This window comes from Sphingobacterium corticibacterium, assembly GCF_004208525.1.
Classification (GTDB): Bacteria; Bacteroidota; Bacteroidia; order Sphingobacteriales; family Sphingobacteriaceae; genus Sphingobacterium; species Sphingobacterium corticibacterium.
In genome coordinates this window covers 65,421-86,015 of sequence record NZ_SGIT01000004.1, presented here as the reverse complement: position 1 = coordinate 86,015, position 20,595 = coordinate 65,421, and the positions used below count along the sequence as shown (strand labels likewise).

Here is a 20,595-nt window from a genome sequence, read left to right as displayed (position 1 = left end):
GTTCTAATTAAAATTATTAGTTTGACTAGCATGGCTGCTTACCTTTATCGAATCTAGTAGGTTTCCCAACGATTCAACGATTTCTGGATTTTCTGTCGCCAAATTTGTGGTTTCGCCAATATCATTCTTAAGATTATACAGCTGCGGTTCGGTCGATCTTCCAAGTTCTTTTTGCCTGTTTGAATTCGCGGTTCTCGCAGATTCAATGAATTTCCAGTCACCTTTTATTATCGCCAGCGCTCCTGCTTGTTTTACCAGTTCCGTTCTCCCAGTTTTAGACTGTCCCAAGAATGCTTCAATCACATTTTCGCTGTCCGGTGCATCTCCCTCGACAAGTTGCTGGTCAACAAGACTGGCAAATGATGAGAAGAAATCGATCTGCCCGACCAAAGCATCAGATTCTGTTCTTGGCGCAGTAACCCCCGGCCAGGATATGATTAAGGGAACCCGAGTTCCGCCCTCGAAAACGCTGTATTTGTTACCCCTTAATGCCCCTGCCGGTTGGTGATCACCTAATTTTTCCACAGCTTCGTCTACATATCCATCATCCAAAACAGGGCCATTGTCACTGCTGAAGATGATCAGGGTTTTTTGAGCTAAACCAAGGTGATCCAAGGTTTTTGTGATCTGGCCTACTGTCCAGTCCAACTGTAAGATGGCATCACCTCTTACGCCTAGTCCGCTTTTGCCCAGAAATTTTGTGTGTGGAGTACGCGGAACATGTATATCGTGTGTGGCGAAATAGAGAAAAAATGGAGTCGACATATTGGTCTCGAGAAATGCAGATGCCTTAGCGGCCAGTACGGCTGCTATGTTTTTATCATCCCACAGCGCAGACTGTCCTCCTTTCATATACCCGATCCTACCTATCCCATTTACGATTGCCTGATTGTGTCCGTGTGAGGATTGCACTTTGATCAGTTCGGGATTGTTTTCATAGGTCGGTTCATCTGGGATCGGTTCGTCATAAGAAACTGTGATGGGATCTTTCGTATCTAAGTTCGCGACGCGATGGTTTTCGACAAATACGCAAGGAACGCGGTCTCCCGTTGCCGGAATGATAAAGGAATAATCAAAGCCCAATTCCAACGGTCCCGGCTTGACATCTCTATTCCAGTCTGGGCCTTCTTCCGGTCCTAATCCCAAGTGCCATTTACCTATTACCGCATTTGTGTAGCCCGCTTTATGGAAAATATCTGCTATGGTGGTCCGTTCGGGATCAATAATAAGAGATGCGTTTCCTCTAGCGATGCCTGTACCCTGTTTCCGCCATGCATATTCTCCCGTTACCAATGAGTACCTTGAGGGGGTACAGGTGGCAGCAGACGAATGTCCGTTTGTAAAAAGAATACCATTGTGTGCTAACCTGTCTATGTTAGGCGTCTGCACCTTTCCGCCGTAAACACTTAGATCTCCATACCCCAGATCATCGGCCAGAATAAAAATGATATTGGGCTTTGTATTTGATTGGCCAAATGAAACCATTGAACTGATCGTCACCAGTAATAGTATGGACGCTGTTCTTTTGATAAAAAATGATTGTTTCAACATTGTATGTTCAATTAATGTAATCCTAATCTCATCTTCCTTCACTATATCTTGCTTTATTTTTATCCAATTCTTCGGCACCCGGGTAAATTCTATAGAACGCTCTGTTCGCTAATTCTGGTTTGTGTCTATTTTGATAAACCGGGACCAATGGATCGTTCGTTTGGATCATCCATTGTTCCAGACTTTTTCTAAATTCCGTTGCCAAAATTGCGGATTCGGGGTCATCGATTAGATTATGGAGCCCATCAGGGTCGTTTTCCAGATCGTACAGTTCTTCTGATATCCGGAAATGATAGAGATTAACGCGTTCTGCTATAGCTTTATCGCTTTCGGCCGCTTCTTTCATTGATTTTAACGTTAAGCCTTCATTGTTATTGGAATAGACCCGCTCCCCATCAGACCAAGCATTGAAGATGTAAGTATACCGCTTCGTATGGATACTGCGCATCGGCGTTGGACCTCCACCTGCTTTATAATCAATCTGTGCAAATATTCTATCCCTATCTGGTTGTTGACCATCTTTTAATAACGGGAAGAAAGACTGTCCGTCTGTGGAGAGTAGAGGTATCCCGAGTCCCTCCAGTAATGTCGGTACAAGGTCCACCGTGGAAATGAAATCCCAGTCATTGACACTTGCTGCCTTTGTGACACCTGGCCAATACACTAAAAAAGGCGTTCTATTGCTGGCATGATAGGTATTAGCTTTTGCAAAAGGCATGGCGATCCCATTATCTGACAGGAAAATCACCACGGTGTTTTCAGCAAGTCCCGATTCCTTTAAAGCTTGTAATACAGTACCAAATGTATCGTCCAAGCGACGTGTAGAGTTAAAATAATGACTTAGTTCCTCCCTGACGCCAGGAAGATCAGGGAGAAAACCCGGCACGGAGATTTCTTCCGGGCTATAGATTCTCGATGGTCTTTCTTCACCATGATCCAACGGGAGATCGGGATTGAAATAAGGGCGGTGAGGATCATGTGAATTAACCAGAAGGAAAAAGGGTTTGTTATCTTCTTTGCGTTCCGACAGGAAAGTCTTCGTTCGTTCATAGTACAGGGCAGGGCTTCTCCCGTTCCCCAGATCAGCCTGGTCGAAAATATAATCCCACTCAAAATTATCTTTGGGTGTAGCGTGTTCGGCTTTTCCCAAAACTCCCAAAGCATAATGATGCTCTCTCAAAATTTCCATAATAAGCGGTACTTTGTGGTCATCTTTAATTTTATAAAACCCATTTACACCGCTATTGTGTGCGTAAAGTCCGGTAGCTAGAATCGCTCGGCTTGGCGCACAGATTGCGGAATTCACAAAAGCATGATCGAAACGAAGTGATTCATTTGCAAAGCGATCAATATTCGGTGTTATATCTGGCACTTGAGAGCCGTAAACACCTAAAGAGTTGCGGTCCAAATCATCGGCGGTAAAAATAAGCACGTTCAAACGATTGGTAGCACCGTTTGCTTCCGTGGGCAATTGCCCGTAACAGGAACATGCCCAAGCAAATAAACTAGTGATAGTAACGATAATTCTTTTTTTCATGATCATTTTTTTCATGAATGATACTGTAACCCTGTTCTTTTATCTGTTCCAAATTTGTTTTTAACTCTTTTACGATATCAGGATATTTGTCATAAAGGTTTACGCGCTCCTCGATATCTTCCTCCAAATTATACAATTGCCCAGGAGTTTCCTCTTTAATGTTTGACCATCCGCCCCCACCATCGCTATCTATAAATTTCCATTTGCCCTGCCTAATCGCAAATATCCCTTTACTAGAATGATGTATAAGGTTTTGCCGTTCAACATTTTTCTGGTTACTGTATACTACCTTGCAGATGGAGGTACTGGCAATGGTAAATAATCTTGATTTAGGATCATCCACTCCTGTAGTTTTGCTTTTAATACTTTCTCCTCTTCTGCAAATTGCGGTTGACCAATCAGGTTTTCATATTCGTACGGATCTTTGTTAAGATCAAAAAGTTCAAAAATCGGACGGTGTCCCGAAAAAAACAGCTTAGAAAATCTTTCGTCTAGCTCTCCTCTAGCTTGTAATTCTGTCAGTTTTTGCCAAAACGGTCTGTTTGCAAAATCTACAGGATGATATGGCAACTGCCATAATGCATTATAAATTAACTTATAGTTTTTCGAAAAAACTGTTCTACCCAGATCGAAGTTAGAACTATTGGTGGGAAGTCCAGATCCGTGCGCTCCTCTTTGGGCAAAAACATACTCTCTGATACTGTTATTAGGATCAGAAAAGACAGGCAGGATACTTTTCCCTGTTACATTTTCTGGAATTTGGACTCCTGCCGCGGACAGGAAAGTAGGCGCGATATCTTCACCAGAGATTAACGCATCCGATACGCTACCCGGCTTGATCTTTCCGGGCCATCTTGCGAGTAGGGGAACATGAATGCCACGATCATACAGCGTTCCTTTGCCCCTCAAAAGTGCGCCCCCATTGTCTCCTATAAAAATGACCAAAGTGTTCTCACGGAGTCCGTGGTCATCTATAGCTTGCAGCAATAAGCCGACATGGTCATCCAAACGCTGTATTTCTCCATAATATCCCGCCAAATCGTTGCGAAGTTCCGGTATGTTGGGCATATCTTCGGGTACGCTAATGTTTGCCGGATCAGGCTCATATGCTGTCGCATTAAAAATTCTATGAGGATCACTGTAACCGACCTGAAGAAAAAAGGGCTTCCCTTTCGGGACTTGTTGAATAAATTCATTAAATATTCCCAAAACTTGCTTGTCTCCTCCAGATTTAATAAAATCCACACGCTTCTGGAATGTCCGTAGGTTATGCTCTTCAAAAACACGCTCTGTTTCGGGAGGAGTTCTAGAGCCATCTAAATGAAAACCTCTCCCACTTAACCCGGTATAATAACCTGCTTCTCGCAACAGTTCTGGATAACTGACAATATCTGTCGGAAGAGGAGCCGAGAAGCGCGTCATTCTAATGTCTACCACTGACCGGCCTGTCATGAGTGATGCCCTCGATAGCACACATTGCGGTGCAGTGGTATAAGCCTTGTTAAATAAGATCCCTTCTTTGGCCAAAAGATCGATGTTCGGTGTGCGCAAATCGGGATGACCATAAGCGCCCAAAAATGGAAAACTATGATCATCTGATATGATAAAGATGATATTAGGTTGCTTTGTGGACTGTGCCTGAATATGTTGGAATAACGCTAGAGAGAGGAACAGGACAAGATAATTTTTAAATTCGAAAATACGGTTCATAAGCGCTATTATTTTACGGGTTGTGGTACATTACTTTTGTCTGTGGTCTTAAAATCCGGCACTTTCCAGTCCACCGGAGGTTGCCAATGGTCGGGCTGTTTCAATAAGGAAAAAGGCAACACTATCTTTTGAAATTCTTTTAGGCAAGCGTCTAGCTTCTTAAAGACATTGGGGTTTTGTTTGGCGACATCCTCTTTTTCATAGGGATCGGTATCAAGATTGAAAAGCTCACCTTTGTTCACCTTCCAATTGTCGGCAACGAGCGCTTCTCTGCCAAGAAAAAGCACCCGGCTATCTATCGCTTTTCCTTCTAATGCAGGTTGTATATTGACGCCATCCAAATTCGGCGGAAGTTCGGCGCCTGCCAAAAAACCAATAGTAGGCACGACATCTACAAAAGAGAGTACTTGGTCTATCTGCTTTCCTCCTTCCACCTTCCCTTTCCAATAGACCAACGATGTACTCCTTACGCCACCCTCCCATTCTGTGTTTTTGTTGCCACGCAAAGGTAGATTGCTCCCCCCTACTTTGGGTGTACCTCCATTGTCACTTAAAAACCAAATAATCGTATTATCAGCGATGTCTGCCTGCTCGATCGTGCTGAGAATATGTCCTACCCCTCTATCCAAACTTGTTACCAAAGCTTTAAATGTCTGTCTGATGTCATTCCCCTTTCCATGAATCGTTTGCTGATCGCCATGCACGCCTTTTGTGGGGTCAAAACCGTTAACTAATAAATCTTCAGCTTTGGCCTGCAAGGGGCCATGTACACCATTAAAGGCCACATATGCTAGAAAAGGTTTTCCTTCTTTTGCAGATTTGGAAATAAAGCGAGATGCTTCATTTGATACCAAATCTACCGTATATCCGATGTCTTTACTTGGTTCAAAATCCATGTGCCAGTCTACCTGTCCTTCCCTTTCATGAGAAAAATAGTCAAGCGCACCATTGTAATGCCCATAAAATGTAGTGAAACCTCTGTTGAGTGGATGATAGCGCGTATCCGAATGTCCCAAATGCCACTTTCCAAACGCTCCCCGGTTTGGATATCCTGCATGTGCCAATATATCGGCAAGTGTCTGCTCTTCCAAAGGCAGGCCCCCAACAAAATTTGGACGAATAACATTATCCCTGATACCAAATCGGTCGGGATATTTACCTGTCAACAATCCGGCACGTGTGGGACTACAGATAGAGGCAACGTAGAATCGGGAAAGTTCAACACCTTTTGATGCTAAATCATCTAGATTCGGCGAAATAATATCCGGATTACGAAAGCCTACATCATTCCAGCCCAAATCATCCGCGACTATTATGACAATATTCGGCTTCTTACTCACCTGACCAAAAGCTTTATTAAACATTATCAATGGTAGTAACAGCACGATTTGCTTTAGATAATTCGGAATGTTCTTCATAGTGAATTATAACGCCAGTTAAATATTACAACGGTTTAACTTCTTCGATTTTTTTGCCCAATGGCATTTTACCTATTTATTGTTTTATTCTTTTTAAGATTAGGATTCGTATTTTCCCATTTATTCTTTAGTGGATAGACATTGTATTTCCAAGCTTCTTCCTCAAATACTTTCTGCAATTCGATCACTTTTCCAGGGTATTTCTTTGACAAATTCTGTATTTCATTGAAATCTTCCTTTAGATTGAATAAATAAGTGGTTGAGGGATCTTCTGCTCTGTTTTTAACGTTGTTCGGAAAAAGTGCTTTCCAGCCATCTTTATATACGGCATACGAACCTGTCATTTCATGGTATTGGAGGGTATGGCGTTCGGGAGCGTCAGGGTTCTCAATGGAATAAGCTAGACTAATGCCATCGGCTGGCTTTTGGGAATAGCCGTTGATAATCTCTGGTATCTTAGCTCCGGTGAGCTCTATCGTTGTGGGCAATATATCACTGACATAGGAGTATTGTGTCCGGATCCCATTTTCTTTGATCTTTTTTGGATAAAAGATAATCAACGGGTCACGTGTTCCCCCTTCCCATATCGGGTTCCCCTTATAATACCTAAATGGTGTATTTGTAGCCGCAGCCCAACCGGCCGGATACATCGGTTTGGTTTCCGCGGAACCGATATTGTCGATAGCCGAGAGGTCGCGATCGAAACGTTCTTGAGAAGTATACTGTTTCGGAGGTAAAACACGTCCATTATCCCCTCCTGCGGAAGTTGCCCCATTATCCCCGATCATAACCACAATAAGCGTGTTGTCTAGTTGATTTATTTCTTCGAGGTAGTCGACTATACGTCCGATTTCATGGTCTGTATGGGATACGAATCCTGCATAAGCTTCTATGTGACGCAGTGCCAGTTTTTTCCTGTCTTCAGTCAGATTGTCCCAAGGCTCGATCCCTGGGTTTTGCGGTGGAAGTTGTGTGTTTTGCGGTACTACACCAAGTTTTTTCTGACGCGCTAATACCTCTTCCCGATACCAGTCCCAACCTTTGTCGAATTTTCCCTTATACTTATCAATCCATTCCCTAGAGACCTGATGTGGGCCGTGAGCCGCGCCGGGAGCATAATACAGGAAGAATGGCTTGTTGGGATCTGCCTCTTTTTGTTCGGAAATATAATGTAGCGCTTCATTGGTAATCAATTCCGTAAAATGTCGTCCTTGGGGATCTTTTGGTTCCAGATGCGTATTTCGGTATATGATAGGATTCCATTGATCCCCTGCACCGGCAGATGGGGTATACCCGTAAAAGCGATCAAAGCCCCTGCCGGTTGGCCAACGGTTGAACGGCCCAGCGGCTGTAACATCCGAAGGGGAAGTGAGGTGATATTTCCCTACGGCATATGTATTATATCCGTTTTCCCTCAATACTTCGGCGATCGTCGCATGTTCAAAAGGTAAATATCCGTCGTAGCCCGGTGTACCATATGAGTTATTTGCAAAAAAGCCGAAATGTACAGTATGAGGATTACAACCCGTTAGCAGAGCGGCACGTGTAGGTGCACAGAAGGCAGCCGTATGCCAGTTTGTATAGCGGAGACCAGCGTTTGCAAGTCGATCAAACGTCGGTGTTTCGATAAGTCCACCGAAAGCCGTACTGGCACCATATCCGATATCGTCAATTAATATCCAAACCACGTTGGGTGAACCCACCTGCGCTTGTGGGTTAATCTGCGAATATGATTCTTGTGTTTCCGCAATTGTTTTACCTATCTTTCCTTTGAAAGGAGAAGTGGGGCTATGCTGTGCAAAGACAACACAATTTACCAAACAGGCCAACCATAAAATTCCGAATCTCTTTTTGTTGTTGCGTGTCAATTTCATTTGATTCATGTTTACATATTTTAATTATCGAACGGGGCACCGTACAGTTCAAATTCAGCAATACGAGGATTCGTATTTCCATTCCACATCGGGAGTACAGAAACAACTCGGATATACCGAAACGGAATACCCGTATATTCAGGAAAAATATCGAAAGCAAACCCGTTCTCTGCAGCATGTACTTTGTCTGCATTGGTCGGTGCCGTAGCACCAGAATAAGGTTTCGTCTCACATTCCGCGATTTTGATCCATCCACCTTCATTCTTCCAAGCATCTGTACCACCAAAAACGCTCCAACTCGTCCAGTAGGCTAAGCTTGCCAGTTGATTCGGAAAATCACTCGGTTGTTTCGGCCTTTCATTAGTCGCCCAGATTTCATAAGATTTCATATTCTGCCCAGCCAGCTCGTTGCCCGGATCGTGCCATAGCCGGTGGTCGCTGATGACAAATGTTTTGCCCAGATCAATCGTGAAGTAAAGTGGAACTAACTGATTACTGCCAGAACCAGGAATGTAGGTTGAAGGCGTATTGTTTACGCCTCCACCGTAAAAGGTGGCAGGAACTTCATCAAACATATTGGTAAAATAATTCTGTCCGCCTCTTGTTGATAGATCACCTCGCCATCTGCTGCTCCCATCTTCAAATCCATACTGGCTCCACAAGAATCCATTCGCGTTTTTTGATGGGATTTTGATCCGCTGAAGAGGGGTTAAGGTTGTGTCCAATGGCGTCGAAAGATTTCCCCATTTGTCTTTTATCTGTATAGTAAACCTCGTACTTTTATTTTCGAAGCCTTTAAAGATATAAGTACCCTGTTCTGCGCTTGAAAAGTAACTCAAATCCTCTGGTAAGCCAGTAGATTCGTTTTCAGCGTATAGGAATACGCCAATATTAAAACGGTGTAAATTTGACCAATTGACCAGTACTCCACCGAAGGAGGCGTCCACTCGCAGTGAGTTTCTTATCTCTTCTAATGGAGACGTCAAAGGTGTAATCTGTACATCCACAGGTTCGGATCTGTTTCTGCTTTCATCTACAGTGATCAATTGTACGGTTGTGGGATTTGTGTCGGGGAAACCTTCCAACCGGATGCTATCGGTAAATACCGAGGCATATGTTTCCACGTACCCATCTTGCTCTCCAGATCGGGAATAACGGGCGATTACGCCTAGCAGGTCGTCGTCTTCCGGCAGTGAATACCAGATAATTGCACCTCCACCGATATTTTCCTGCTTGATCACTGCAACCTGTCCAGGAGGCACATTATCAATTTCCTTATTTTCAAAATCCGGCAATTTGCTACATTGGGCAAACACCAATACCATGAAAACGTATATAGCGGACCGAATAATATAATGATTAATTATAGTCATATTATTAACGTTTTTATTTTAATGAGCTGTTATTCTTATTACCATCCGGGATTTTGAACTAGCTTATCGTTTCTTAGCAGATTGCCCTGTCTCAACGGCCATAAATAGTCTTTTTGTCGAAAATTCGTCTGGTAAAGAGTCACTTGTCTATAAAATTCATTAGCAGTTTCACCATAAATATTTAGTCCGCGGATCGGCTCGTTCAGATAATGTTCTGCCAGTTTCCACCTCCTTAAATCCCAAAAGCGGCTTCCCTCAAAAGCCAGTTCGATCAGACGCTCCCTCCGAATGATTTCGCGTAGTCCTTCTTTTGTCCGAGGCTTGTCTTTTTTTGAGACTACAGCATGGGCGTTCCAGCTATCCACAACTCCTTCCAGACCGCTTCTCTCCCGGATCACATCGATATAATAATAGACCTCCTCGTCCGGTTGTGCCTTTACTTCGTTCAATGCTTCAGCATACAATAGATACAAGTCTGCCAACCGTATTACAGGAAATGCGTATCGAAAATAGACCGGAGCAGTAGCTGCCTCAGCCATCGATGTATTGATGTTGATCATTTTGCGCTGCAGATATCCTGTTGCGGAATGACGGTCATAAACGAAGCCACCCAATGTTCCATGTCTGAACAACGTAGGGCTCAACCTAGTGTCATCAAATGCACCATTGGCGTAGTACAGACTTCCATCAAATGAGATCGCTCCATAAAAACGAGCCTCGCGGTCATAATGAAGATTGACGGTCTGGAAATTATCCTGAATATAATATTTGTGTCCTTCGTCTGAGGGACTAGCTGTACGGAGCCCGTACCAGTCCTTCTCCTGCCAATCTTCATCTTCTTCTAAAGGAACTCCATTTCTACTGTAAAATTGCTCAACGATATGTAGCGGCGGAGCATAGGACATCAGCAAATTGACGGATTTATTGGCCTCGGTGAATGGCGGAAAACTCATGCGCTGGATCAGATCAGGATTGTCCCTGGGTAATTGTCCCCAAATGATTTCCGGATTCCAATGATCTGTTGCGGCGCCTCTCGACTGCATGGCATGTATCGTTGGCTGATGCACAAAAGCAGCCTCGCTGGATGTTCTAAAGTCATATAAAACATGGCCGGCACTTTCCGCATATGCTATTGCCGATTCGATTGCAGTCGCGGCCAACACCCACTTTTCGGACTTGTAACCTCCTGTATGGAAAATTTCTACACCACGGGAGTCCGTAGTTCCCAGATTATCATAATAAGTATTTCCGTTGAACAACGGGCTTGCAGCCAGTACGAGTGTCTGCGCCTTCACAGCTGCGGCAATAGATTTTGTAGCTCGCCCCATTTCCGAGATAAAATTGGGAGAAACTTCTGGTAAATCTACAATTGCTTCGTCCAGTAGACGCGCGATATAATTAGCCACAGAGTCGACGGGTTCACGGTAAACCTGTACTTCTTCCGTTTCCGCACTGATCGGAAGATTTGTATCGATGATTGGAATAGGTCCATAACACCGCAACAACCAAAAATGGAAAAATGCTTTCAGGAACTTGGCTTCCGCAATCCACTGATTTCTTTCATTAATAGTAAGATCTCCGGGTTTATGGATTTCCTCCAGGAAGATGTTTACATCACGTATTGCCGTAAACATAGATATGCCGCCATCTTTACTAAAACCATCCTGGTTGCTCGCCCAATAGTTGAAGATCGGCGTATTTGTATTTTGTTCCCCTCGAGCAATTCTCCAGCCCCTAATATTCAGTACGGATGTATTTACCTCGTTAAATAGCCAGGCTTCATCGCCACCAAAGAAAACTGGGCTATGGTTAGGTGTGGAAAAGGTCGGCAAAAATGAATAACATCCGTAAAGATAGCTTTCTGCATGTGCCCTATCTGAAAATGCGTGATCTATTGTAGCTATATTGTCCGGAACGACATCTAAATAATTGCAGGAAGACAGGATAGATGACAACAATGCGATCCTTATGCCCACAACAATTTTTTTTATGTTATTTTTCATTGTCACAGTTGATTATAAAGTTAGAAAGACACGTTGAAGCCGAGGTTGACGACGCGTTGAAGCGGATAATTAAATCCGTTTCCACCCATTTCGACATCCCAAAGCTTGAAATCTGAAAACGAAGCTAGGTTCAGTCCACTGGCGTAAAAACGGACGTTCTTAAGATTCCATCCGCTGATCCAGCGGGATGGAATGTTATAGCCAATCTCCACGCTTTTCAAGCGCAAAAATTTTCCGTTTCGCATAAACCAAGTACTTGTTTGTGTATTGTTATTAATAATATAATTGGATAATCTGGGCCAGACGGCATAGGGATTTTGATTATTTTCGGACCAATAATCATCCGCTATAAACTTTGCCAGTCCCGTCTCTGTTGCCACTTCGTTGGCGTCGTAACTAATCACAAATGGCGACATTTTATTGGCATTAATCCAGAAAGATGAATTTCCCGATCCCTGAAAGAAAAAAGAGATATCCAAATTTTTATGTCCAAAAGACAGGCCAAATCCATAGTTGATTTCAGGCGTTTGGGGGTAACCAATCGGCACCAAATCCGCTTCATTAATCAGGTTATCACCGTTTATATCTTTATATTTGATATCTCCCGGACCATACTCGCCGAACTCCTGCCTTGCTGAATAGGCAACGTCGGCTTCATCCAAAAATAGTCTTTCGGCAATATAACCCCAGGTCTGTGATATAGGTCTGTCATTCCGCGAACGCCAAGACTGGCCAGCTCTGTTATAGTCCGGTTCTTCATAAAAGTTAAATACTGACCGGGCATAGGTAAAGTTTGCCCTTGCTGTTAACCAGGTGGTTCTATTAATAGTATGGTTGTAATCTAGTGACGCATCGACGCCCCTACCTTGCGCCTCACCAACGTTTACCTGAGGTGTGCTCCAAAGTCCCATCGTACTCGGTAAATCCGCACGATATTGCAAAATGTTAGTCCGATGTTCGTTGAACAGATCTACAAGGATATCGATTTTTCTATTGAACAGCCCCAACTCAATGCCTATGTTGGTTTTATATGCCTTTTCCCACCCAATCAGCGAATTAGGATAATTGAGTATTTTTACTCCGCTGAGATTTTTTCCCGACGCTGAGCTGAAACCTGTAGGATATCCGTTCCCTCCATTTAACTCAATCTGGGAAATATAAAAAAAGCGAACATCTCCTATTTCGTCGTTCCCCACTAAGCCATACGTACCCCGTACCCTTAATTTATTAATGTACCTACTCAGAAAATCACTTTCCTCCCAAAATTTCTCATTGGAAACGTTCCAAGCGACACCCACAGAAGGGAAGAAACCCCATCTATGCCCTTTATCGAACTTCTCCGATCCGTTGTAGCCAAAGTTAAACTCCGTATAATATCGACTGTCATATCCATAAGTAAAACGGCCAGAAACACCAAGGTTTCTTCTAGGCAGCGATTCCGCAAGAGTTTGAGCATCAGTAGTAAGTGAATTCCTGAGAATAGACACCACCATTCCACTGACATCATGTTTACCAAAAATTCTATTGTAATTCACAGACCCCTCGGCGTAAAAGGCACTCGTCACAGTCGTATTTTTATCCCTTCCAGGATTATAACTCAATGCTTCGCTCCCTGCAAATTCACCTTCCGAATTTAATTCTCTTAAAAAATATTCATCATTAGCCTGATCATACCTTGACACCTGATAGAAGTAAGGGCTGTACGATCGGGATAAACCAAATGTTGAATATCGTACGGTATTTCCGAGTACCCGGGCTTCCAATCCTTCTACCCATTGATTTAATTTTTGTTTGAGTTCAAATTGTGCCAACATGTTTGTTGTGCTTTGTTGCCGAAAACCTTTTACCAGCTCGGCATAAGGATTCATGTATCGGGTTGTTGAACCGCCAAAGAGAATATGATTGCTGTGGGCATAATTCCTGTCGGGTTCGTAATATGCAGGAAAGCGAACCGGGCTGACTTGGAGTATTTTATTATACATTTCGTTACCACCGGTAATCGGGCCATTGTAGTCATCAAATGCAGCCTGTACACGTATTAGGGCCTCTGTGGTATTGGTCAGATTTATATTAATATTGGATCTTAATGTATATTTTTTCAGATCTATGTTATTATTAAAATTGTTCCGGTTATCCACTTTTAACACACCATTATCTTGCGTAAATGATCCTGTGATATAATATCGGGCTATATTCCCTCCTCCGGTAACATTCAAGTTCACACGCTGATTGGATGTTACATCTTTCGTCAACATCTCCATCCAATCTACAGCTGGATAAACATAAGGATTGGTCTGTGCAATCGTATTCGCAATACGTTCTTCAGAAAATGCCTGTAAGGGTTGTTGATCGCCTAAGGTACGCGCGCTAATGGCTTCGTTACTGAGCCGCATATAGGTAATAGGATCAGCCATCTCAATCTTTGTCGTTGGGGAGGACAATGAGTTTTCCATCCGCACAGAAACAGATATTTTACCTTCCTTTCCTTCTTTGGTGTTGACTAGAATAACACCATTTGCTCCCCTAGCACCATAAAGGGCGGTAGCGGTCGCATCTTTAAGAATAGAAAAACTTTGGATATCGTCAGGGTGCAAACGAGCCAGATCATTCGTCGTCATTTCCACTTTATCGATCAAAATAAGTGGATCTACTTTACCTGATCCGAAAGATGTTATACCCCGAATAAAGAAATTAGCATTATCCTGTCCAGGCTCACCGCTTGTCTGATAGGATATCATACCCGCTATACGGCCTGCAAAGGAAGTTGTTAAATTACTTGACGGAATCCGTAATTCTTTCGCATCAATCGTTTGGATGGATGAAACGACACTTCCCTTCTTCTGCTGTCCAAAAGCGACGACAGTAACTTCGTCCAAATCTTCTGAAGAAGGAGACAATTCAATAATCGCCGGAGAGGATTCAACAATAATAGTTTTCGAATTATAACCCACCGCGGACAACAATAAGGTGACTGGAAGCTTTTGTCCGGTTACAAAGGAGAACTTTCCTTCCCAATCTGTCTTGACCTGGTGCGTAACAGCTTCCAGCTGTACCGTAACGCCCTCTATAGGCTGCTTCGACACAGAATCGATGACTGTTCCGACCAACGAGGCGTTAATGATTGGTTTGGGGATATCCTGTGCCAACGCCGAAAGATTACACCCCACAGATAGTACGAAAAGAACCAGATACGGGATTGCTCCGTATTTTTTCATATTTTAGCAACGTTTAATAGTAAATTACAGACAAGTGCCAAGACCAATTGAATACTTGTTATTTGTTATTGAGCAAAAGGGGGAAGCGTCAACTTCCCCTTTCGCATTCATATAGAGAGAGAAATTAGTGACAACACATTCGCATTTGCTGCGAGCATCTATACAGGTTGACAACACCCACGTACTTGTGGGTTAACGGGGATAGGGTTTGGTTGAAAGTCTTCATATTCTGTTTAATGTTTTAAATACTGCCGTGCCAACGCCAATTGAAACGAACGATACAAATATAGAAACATTTTCACTAAAGTCTACTGTTTTGGTAGTTTTTTTTGAAGAAAGAACAAAATACTGTAATCTAATCGTTTACAGAAGATAGCTCTGTCTTACCATGTACTTGTTGGATAGCCAACCTGTGAAAATAGTCCAGAACGTCGGCGTATTTTTGATCGTTCGCAAGATTAATGAATTGATGCGGATCGTTCACTACATCCGTCAACGATTTCCCTGCTCCGTGGCCAAAAAATTCAGCGTACCGCCATTTTTCCGTTCGGATCGTAATCCCAGTAACACCTTGCCCATTTTCGCTCCAAACGGTATAAGCAGGTCTTTCCCAGGCTTGTTCAGGTTGATCAAGCAACGGTTTTAAACTGGCTCCTTCTAGACCTTCATAGGGGGGTAATCCACATAAGTCGACCAACGTCGGGTAAATGTCCAGTAGCTCCACTACGCGTGGAGAAGACTGACCATTGCCTTTAGCGCGTGGATCGTGGATAATAAACGGCACACGCGTACCTTGTTCCCACAGCGAACCGGCTTTGGACCACTTTCCCTTTTCGCCCAGTTGATAGCCATGATCGCTCCAAAAGACCACAATGGTATTTTCTTTTAATCCCGATTCTTCCAACTTCTGCAACACGCGACCTACGTTCCAATCCATATAGCTTACACAGGCGAGATAAGCCCGGATGTATTCTTTGGCTTCCTGTGGCGACGCTGTACGATTAACGAAAAAATCGGCGTTTCTTCGGCGGATGGATCCGGCCGGGAAACCAACGGGTATCCCCGGCAAGGAGGAAAAATCGGGTGGCAGAACGATGCTGTCCAAATCATATAGATCAAAGAACTCCTGAGGTGCGATGAACGGCGTATGGGGCTTTGAAAAACCACAGGCCAAGAAGAACGGTTGTTCCGCTTGCTTGTGATCTTCCAGGTATTGAATGGCTCTGTCTGCTACTTTCGTATCGCCCAGTTGCTTGGCTTCTTCACCTGTCAGGGATGCCCATTGATCCGAACGTACTGTTGCCGCATAAGGTTCGATACGGGGAGGCGAACTGGTATACCCCTGCCAATACGATTGAGAATCGACTGCAGCAGGAGGATCGGCATGGATCAAAGTGCCGTACTGACGCGGCTCCCCACCAATATCCCAAGCTTCTGTATCATCTATTCCGCCATGGAAGACCTTACCGCTCCGAATAGTAGTGTATCCATGTTGCTTAAAATATTTAGGGAGACTGATCCAATCTGGAAATGACGCATTAAACCACTCCCTATTGCCATAAAGGCCACTTGTCGTAGGTCGTTTTCCTGTTAATAATGAAGATCTGGAAGGATTGCATAAGGGATATTGGCAATACGCTTGTTCAAACCATACACCTTCCGCTGCTAAACTATCTAAGTTGGGTGTTTTTGCTAAAGGATGGCCATATATACCCATATCCGTCCGCAGGTCATCTGCGATCAGGAACAAAATATTATATTTTTTTGTTCCTGAATCTGTCGGTGGCGTATGCTGAGCTTCTACGTTTGTGCAAAAATTAAGGCCTAAAAAGCAAAGCAAAAGATATAAATATGTTTTCATGGTGATTTATTGATTATATTTTATGAACTGATATTGATCATCTTAAAATGACTTTCTTTATATTTTTGTGGTGAAAGTTGGTAGAATTTTTTAAAGACCCGACTAAAATAATTGAGTTCCCTGTAACCACAACGATAAGCGATTTCGGTGATCGGCATATCGCTTTCCAACATAACTAAAGCCTTTTTTAGTCTATACTCGTTAAGCACTTCGCTGGCACTTTTATGGAGTATGGATTTAAGATTAAGGTGCAACGATGTGCGGCTAATACACATTTCAGCAGCAATATCCTCGATAGATAGCCCTGGATCGGTGTAAAACTTCTCTAAAGTGGCGTTCAGCCTGATTAGAAAATCCTGGTTCTGATTATTGTTTGCTACATTGCTACTCATTAATGTTCCGAGCTCCACAATATGTTCTTTTAATTTAATTCGGGAATCTATCATATTGGAAACCAAAAATTCCAATTCCTTTAAATTGAACGGCTTGCCGATATACGCATCAGCTCCCACAACCAAGCCGTTGATTCGATAAATATCTTCATCAGTCTCTGACAAAAGAATAATTGGAATATGGTCAAGCATTGGATGTTGTTTTAATTTTAGGCACAATTCCAGACCATCAGTTTTAGGCATATTCACATCACTGATAATGACGTCAGGTGGCGTCTTGTTGATCTTGTCCCAAGCGGCGGCGCCATCCCTTGCTTTTATAATACGATAAGCTTCCTGAAAATGTTCGGAAAGAAAATTTAGCAATTCTTTGTTGTCTTCCACGAGCAGCAATGTATATTTTTCAGAAGATATATTCGCGCTGACATGGCTCGCTATTGGCATCTCTGAAACAGGCAGCTTAACTACTGCCTGATTGTTATTTCCTGTTTGCTGCTCATCTAGTCGATCATATATCGGGAGATGAACTGAAATAGTTGTTCCTTTGCCAGGCACACTGGAAGCATCAATCTTTCCATGAAGACTATTAACTAAACTAGCCACTAAAGCCATACCAATCCCCGTGCCCGCAATGTCTTTATGTTCCAAAGATCTGTAAAAAGGATCAAAAATATGGTGTAAGTCAGTAGCAGACATTCCCGTCCCTGTGTCACTAACTGAGAAATCGATCGTCTTGTTATTATCCTGAATCGCCATCACCACGGCTATACTACCCTCATCCGTATGTTTTATAGCGTTGGACAGAATATTTGAAAGTATTTTTTCCAACTTATCTGCATCAAAGAAAACTTCTAAATGATCGACATTAGCTGAAAAAGTTATGGCTAAATTTTTACTCTGGGTTAGAATTTCGAATGAATCGATGATTTGCTGAACAAATACAACCACATCCGCTTTACTAAAAAACACAGCGAATTTGCTGTCTTCGATTTTCCTGAATTCCGCTAACTGATGAATAAGCCTGAATAACTTTGATGCATTTCTTCTAATGTGCAACAAGTCTGTTTGCTCGCTGTGATCGATCTCTTTTTCGGAGATGAACTTGTCAATGCACGCAAGGATGAGTGTTAAAGGTGTTTTGAACTCATGCGATATAAAAGTGAAGAAATTGATCCGATATTGTGAAAGAGCCTCCATTTTTTCCTTCTCCATATGTGCGAGCCGAATTTCAGCACGTTTTTGATGTAGAAAGCGCACAAATCGAGTATACATCCAGATAATACCTACGAGCAAAAATGTATAAAAAATATAGGCAAGATTACTTTTATAAAATGGAGGAGAAACCTTAATGCTAATTTTTGCTTCCATCGGCGAAAGTTCTCCTCCATCATCCAATGTCCTCACATGGAAAACATACTGACCCGGATCTAGATTCGTATAGGTGGCACTTGTTTTGTTGCCTACATAGTTCCATTGATTTTCGAAACCCTCTAAATAGTAGGCGTACTTTGTGCTGCCAGACAGAACATAATCGATAGCGTTATAACTAATGGTGAATACATTTTGATTATATAATAAGTTTATCTCTTTAGCATAAACTATCTGTTCCTTTAAAACAGCACTGCTTTTATCAGGTTGTACGGTTTTATTAAATAGTTGAAAATCAGTAAACACTAACGGTTGCGCCGAACTACTCATTCCCGTTTTTAAAGGATCAAAATAGCTAAGACCATCGATGCTCCCAAAATAAAAAGTTCCGTCACTGGCCTTTAAAAAAGATTTAAAATTAAACTGGTTGGAACTCAGCCCATGTTGCCTGTCGTAATTTATAATTTTGCCGGTTCTTGGGTCACATTTAGAGATCCCTAAATTGGTGCTTAGCCATACCATCCCTGTTTTATCTTCCAAAATACCATATACGTTATTGTTTGCCAGCCCATTTTCAGCGGTGTAATGCTGAAAGGAGTCTTTTTCGATGTTATAGACACACGCACCACCATCTAAAGTTCCGAACCATAACCGCTCCTGTCGGTCCTTATACACACTCACTATCTGATTGCTTAGTAACGGTGCATTTTTCCCTTGATTCGTATAATGTTTGAAGGTTTTTGTTTTGAGGTTATACCTATAAATACCATGTTGCCGCGAGCAAAACCATAAATCACCATTTTTATCCTCGATCATATCATATATGAATTTATCGCCCAGAACTTTCGGTTCAAAAAGATTGAACCGATCTGTCTTGTAATCAAAACAATTTAACCCCTGCTGTGTACCAATCCATAATATTCCCCGGCTATCACGATATACCGTATAAACTTGATTGTTTGACAACGAGTGCGGATCCGATGGACTCTTTTTATAAATCGTAGTCGTTTTGTTCTTTATGTTAAAACGATGCAATCCTCCCAAAAATGTGCCTACCCAAATGTTTCCGGCACCATCATTATGGATGGTATGGACGTTGTTGGAATTAAGAAAGAAAGGTTTAGACTCCTTATTGATGTACTCGAACGATTCCGTTGTGGGATCATAAATCGAAATTCCTCCATCTTCCGTAGCAATCCACACCCGATGTAAGCTATCTTCCATTAATTGGCTAACTGCTTTTCCTGATAAACCGTTTTGGAGATCACTTGGAAGTATTTTCTTAAAACCACCCTCCTCTATCGTAGTATAGTTGATGCCTCCGAAATACGTGCCAAGCCACACTACTCCGTCTTTGCTGATAAAAGTAGAATAAATCGCTTGATCATTTAGCTTGTTCGGCTCTCGATGAAATGATTGTTGATAATTGTACGTTAAACCGGTGAAGACGTGGTGAACGTATAAACCATCTTCAGTACCGATGAACAATTGATCTTTCTGGTCACTGGTTATAGATCTTACCGTTCGATTCTCCATACTTTCATGGATAGCAAAGTTTAGTTTTGTAAGGCGCTGATGATGATCGTCGTAGCGATAGATACCGTATGAAGTGCCTAACCAAATGCGTCCTTTTGGATCCCGATGTATTTGATATACTATAAAATCATCCGCGGAAATTGGCGCGAAAACGTCCTTCCCAAATGAACGTTCTATCTGGCCATTATGATCGATAATAATTAATTTATTGTCCAATGCCAGCAGAAAACGATTGTCTGGAAGTACACACATAGCCCTTACATGAACAGCGCCACTGATTCTTGACACTTGTTCCGAAATCCGAAACAAGCCAATATTTGTCCCTGCATAGATAACACCATTATCCTCTAACAAAAAGGTGATGTTCGGCATTCCGGGAAGTTCCAAAACGGTAAAAGAATCTTGGGTTTGATCATATACATAGAGCCCTTCTTTGGTACCGACATATAACTGCGATCGATAAAATTGCAAAGCATTTATATGATTGGTTGATTTGCCCAACTTGGACATGCTTATGTAATAACTTTTAATTTGATTACCATCAAACTGATTCAACCCCTCTCTTGTCCCAAACCACATAAACCCTGTATCGTCTTGCGCAATAGCAAATACGGTGTTATGGGAAAGTCCCTCTGCAGAAGTCAATTTCCGAAAATTCAGTCCTTGACCGAAAAGTAACATACAAAAAGAAGACAATAAGCAAGTGAAAATAGCTGATTTATTCATGTATAAACAATAATCCTAATAAATTAAACAT

11 protein-coding genes are annotated in these 20,595 nt (G+C 42.5%); all 11 read right to left on the bottom strand.

Annotated features, from left to right (window positions below):
• Window positions 1-3: 3 nt before the first annotated feature.
• Window positions 4-1,551, bottom strand: coding sequence for a sulfatase family protein (locus EWE74_RS17130; protein WP_206365290.1), 1,548 nt, complete (start codon window positions 1,549-1,551; stop codon window positions 4-6).
• Window positions 1,552-1,579: 28 nt separating this feature from the next.
• Window positions 1,580-3,088 carry a sulfatase family protein gene (locus EWE74_RS17125; protein WP_165384758.1) on the bottom strand — a complete coding sequence of 503 codons (1,509 nt, stop codon included), beginning with the start codon at window positions 3,086-3,088 and terminating at the stop codon, window positions 1,580-1,582.
• Window positions 3,057-3,431, bottom strand: a complete 375-nt coding sequence (locus EWE74_RS17120; RefSeq protein WP_165384757.1) for a hypothetical protein — start codon at window positions 3,429-3,431, stop codon at window positions 3,057-3,059. The genes EWE74_RS17125 and EWE74_RS17120 overlap by 32 nt, the downstream gene beginning before the upstream one ends.
• Window positions 3,374-4,798, bottom strand: coding sequence for a sulfatase family protein (locus EWE74_RS17115; RefSeq protein ID WP_130142884.1), 1,425 nt, complete (start codon window positions 4,796-4,798; stop codon window positions 3,374-3,376). The genes EWE74_RS17120 and EWE74_RS17115 overlap by 58 nt, the downstream gene beginning before the upstream one ends.
• Before the next feature lie 8 nt (window positions 4,799-4,806).
• Window positions 4,807-6,216 (bottom strand): arylsulfatase B, encoded by a 1,410-nt coding sequence (locus tag EWE74_RS17110; protein ID WP_130142883.1) that lies wholly within the window; start codon window positions 6,214-6,216, stop codon window positions 4,807-4,809.
• A gap of 68 nt (window positions 6,217-6,284) precedes the next feature.
• Window positions 6,285-8,099, bottom strand: coding sequence for an arylsulfatase (locus EWE74_RS17105; protein WP_239018696.1), 1,815 nt, complete (start codon window positions 8,097-8,099; stop codon window positions 6,285-6,287).
• Window positions 8,100-8,110: 11 nt separating this feature from the next.
• Complete coding sequence (locus EWE74_RS17100; protein WP_130142882.1) at window positions 8,111-9,463, bottom strand: DUF4959 domain-containing protein; 1,353 nt, start codon at window positions 9,461-9,463, stop codon at window positions 8,111-8,113.
• A 38-nt stretch (window positions 9,464-9,501) separates the two neighbouring features.
• A complete protein-coding gene (locus EWE74_RS17095; RefSeq protein ID WP_130142881.1) occupies window positions 9,502-11,466 on the bottom strand; it encodes a RagB/SusD family nutrient uptake outer membrane protein in 1,965 nt (654 codons plus the stop codon).
• Window positions 11,467-11,486: 20 nt separating this feature from the next.
• Complete coding sequence (locus EWE74_RS17090) at window positions 11,487-14,681, bottom strand: SusC/RagA family TonB-linked outer membrane protein (RefSeq protein WP_130142880.1); 3,195 nt, start codon at window positions 14,679-14,681, stop codon at window positions 11,487-11,489.
• A 355-nt stretch (window positions 14,682-15,036) separates the two neighbouring features.
• The gene (locus EWE74_RS17085) at window positions 15,037-16,542 is read right to left on the bottom strand and encodes a sulfatase (protein WP_130142879.1); all 1,506 of its coding nucleotides are present in this window, start codon (window positions 16,540-16,542) and stop codon (window positions 15,037-15,039) included.
• A 20-nt stretch (window positions 16,543-16,562) separates the two neighbouring features.
• Window positions 16,563-20,564, bottom strand: a complete 4,002-nt coding sequence (locus tag EWE74_RS17080) for a hybrid sensor histidine kinase/response regulator transcription factor (RefSeq protein ID WP_130142878.1) — start codon at window positions 20,562-20,564, stop codon at window positions 16,563-16,565.
• Window positions 20,565-20,595 lie beyond the last annotated feature (31 nt).

Excerpts from the sequence above, each read along its gene's own strand:
- EWE74_RS17095 (WP_130142881.1), bottom strand. The coding sequence starts at position 11,466 with ATGAAAAATAACATAAAAAAAATTGTTGTGGGCATAAGGATCGCATTG.
- EWE74_RS17085 (WP_130142879.1), bottom strand. The coding sequence starts at position 16,542 with ATGAAAACATATTTATATCTTTTGCTTTGCTTTTTAGGCCTTAATTTT.
- EWE74_RS17115 (WP_130142884.1), bottom strand. The coding sequence starts at position 4,798 with ATGAACCGTATTTTCGAATTTAAAAATTATCTTGTCCTGTTCCTCTCT.
- EWE74_RS17125 (WP_165384758.1), bottom strand. The coding sequence starts at position 3,088 with ATGAAAAAAAGAATTATCGTTACTATCACTAGTTTATTTGCTTGGGCA.
- EWE74_RS17090 (WP_130142880.1), bottom strand. The coding sequence starts at position 14,681 with ATGAAAAAATACGGAGCAATCCCGTATCTGGTTCTTTTCGTACTATCT.
- EWE74_RS17100 (WP_130142882.1), bottom strand. The coding sequence starts at position 9,463 with ATGACTATAATTAATCATTATATTATTCGGTCCGCTATATACGTTTTC.
- EWE74_RS17110 (WP_130142883.1), bottom strand. The coding sequence starts at position 6,216 with ATGAAGAACATTCCGAATTATCTAAAGCAAATCGTGCTGTTACTACCA.
- EWE74_RS17080 (WP_130142878.1), bottom strand. The coding sequence starts at position 20,564 with ATGAATAAATCAGCTATTTTCACTTGCTTATTGTCTTCTTTTTGTATG.
- EWE74_RS17105 (WP_239018696.1), bottom strand. The coding sequence starts at position 8,099 with ATGAATCAAATGAAATTGACACGCAACAACAAAAAGAGATTCGGAATT.
- EWE74_RS17130 (WP_206365290.1), bottom strand. The coding sequence starts at position 1,551 with ATGTTGAAACAATCATTTTTTATCAAAAGAACAGCGTCCATACTATTA.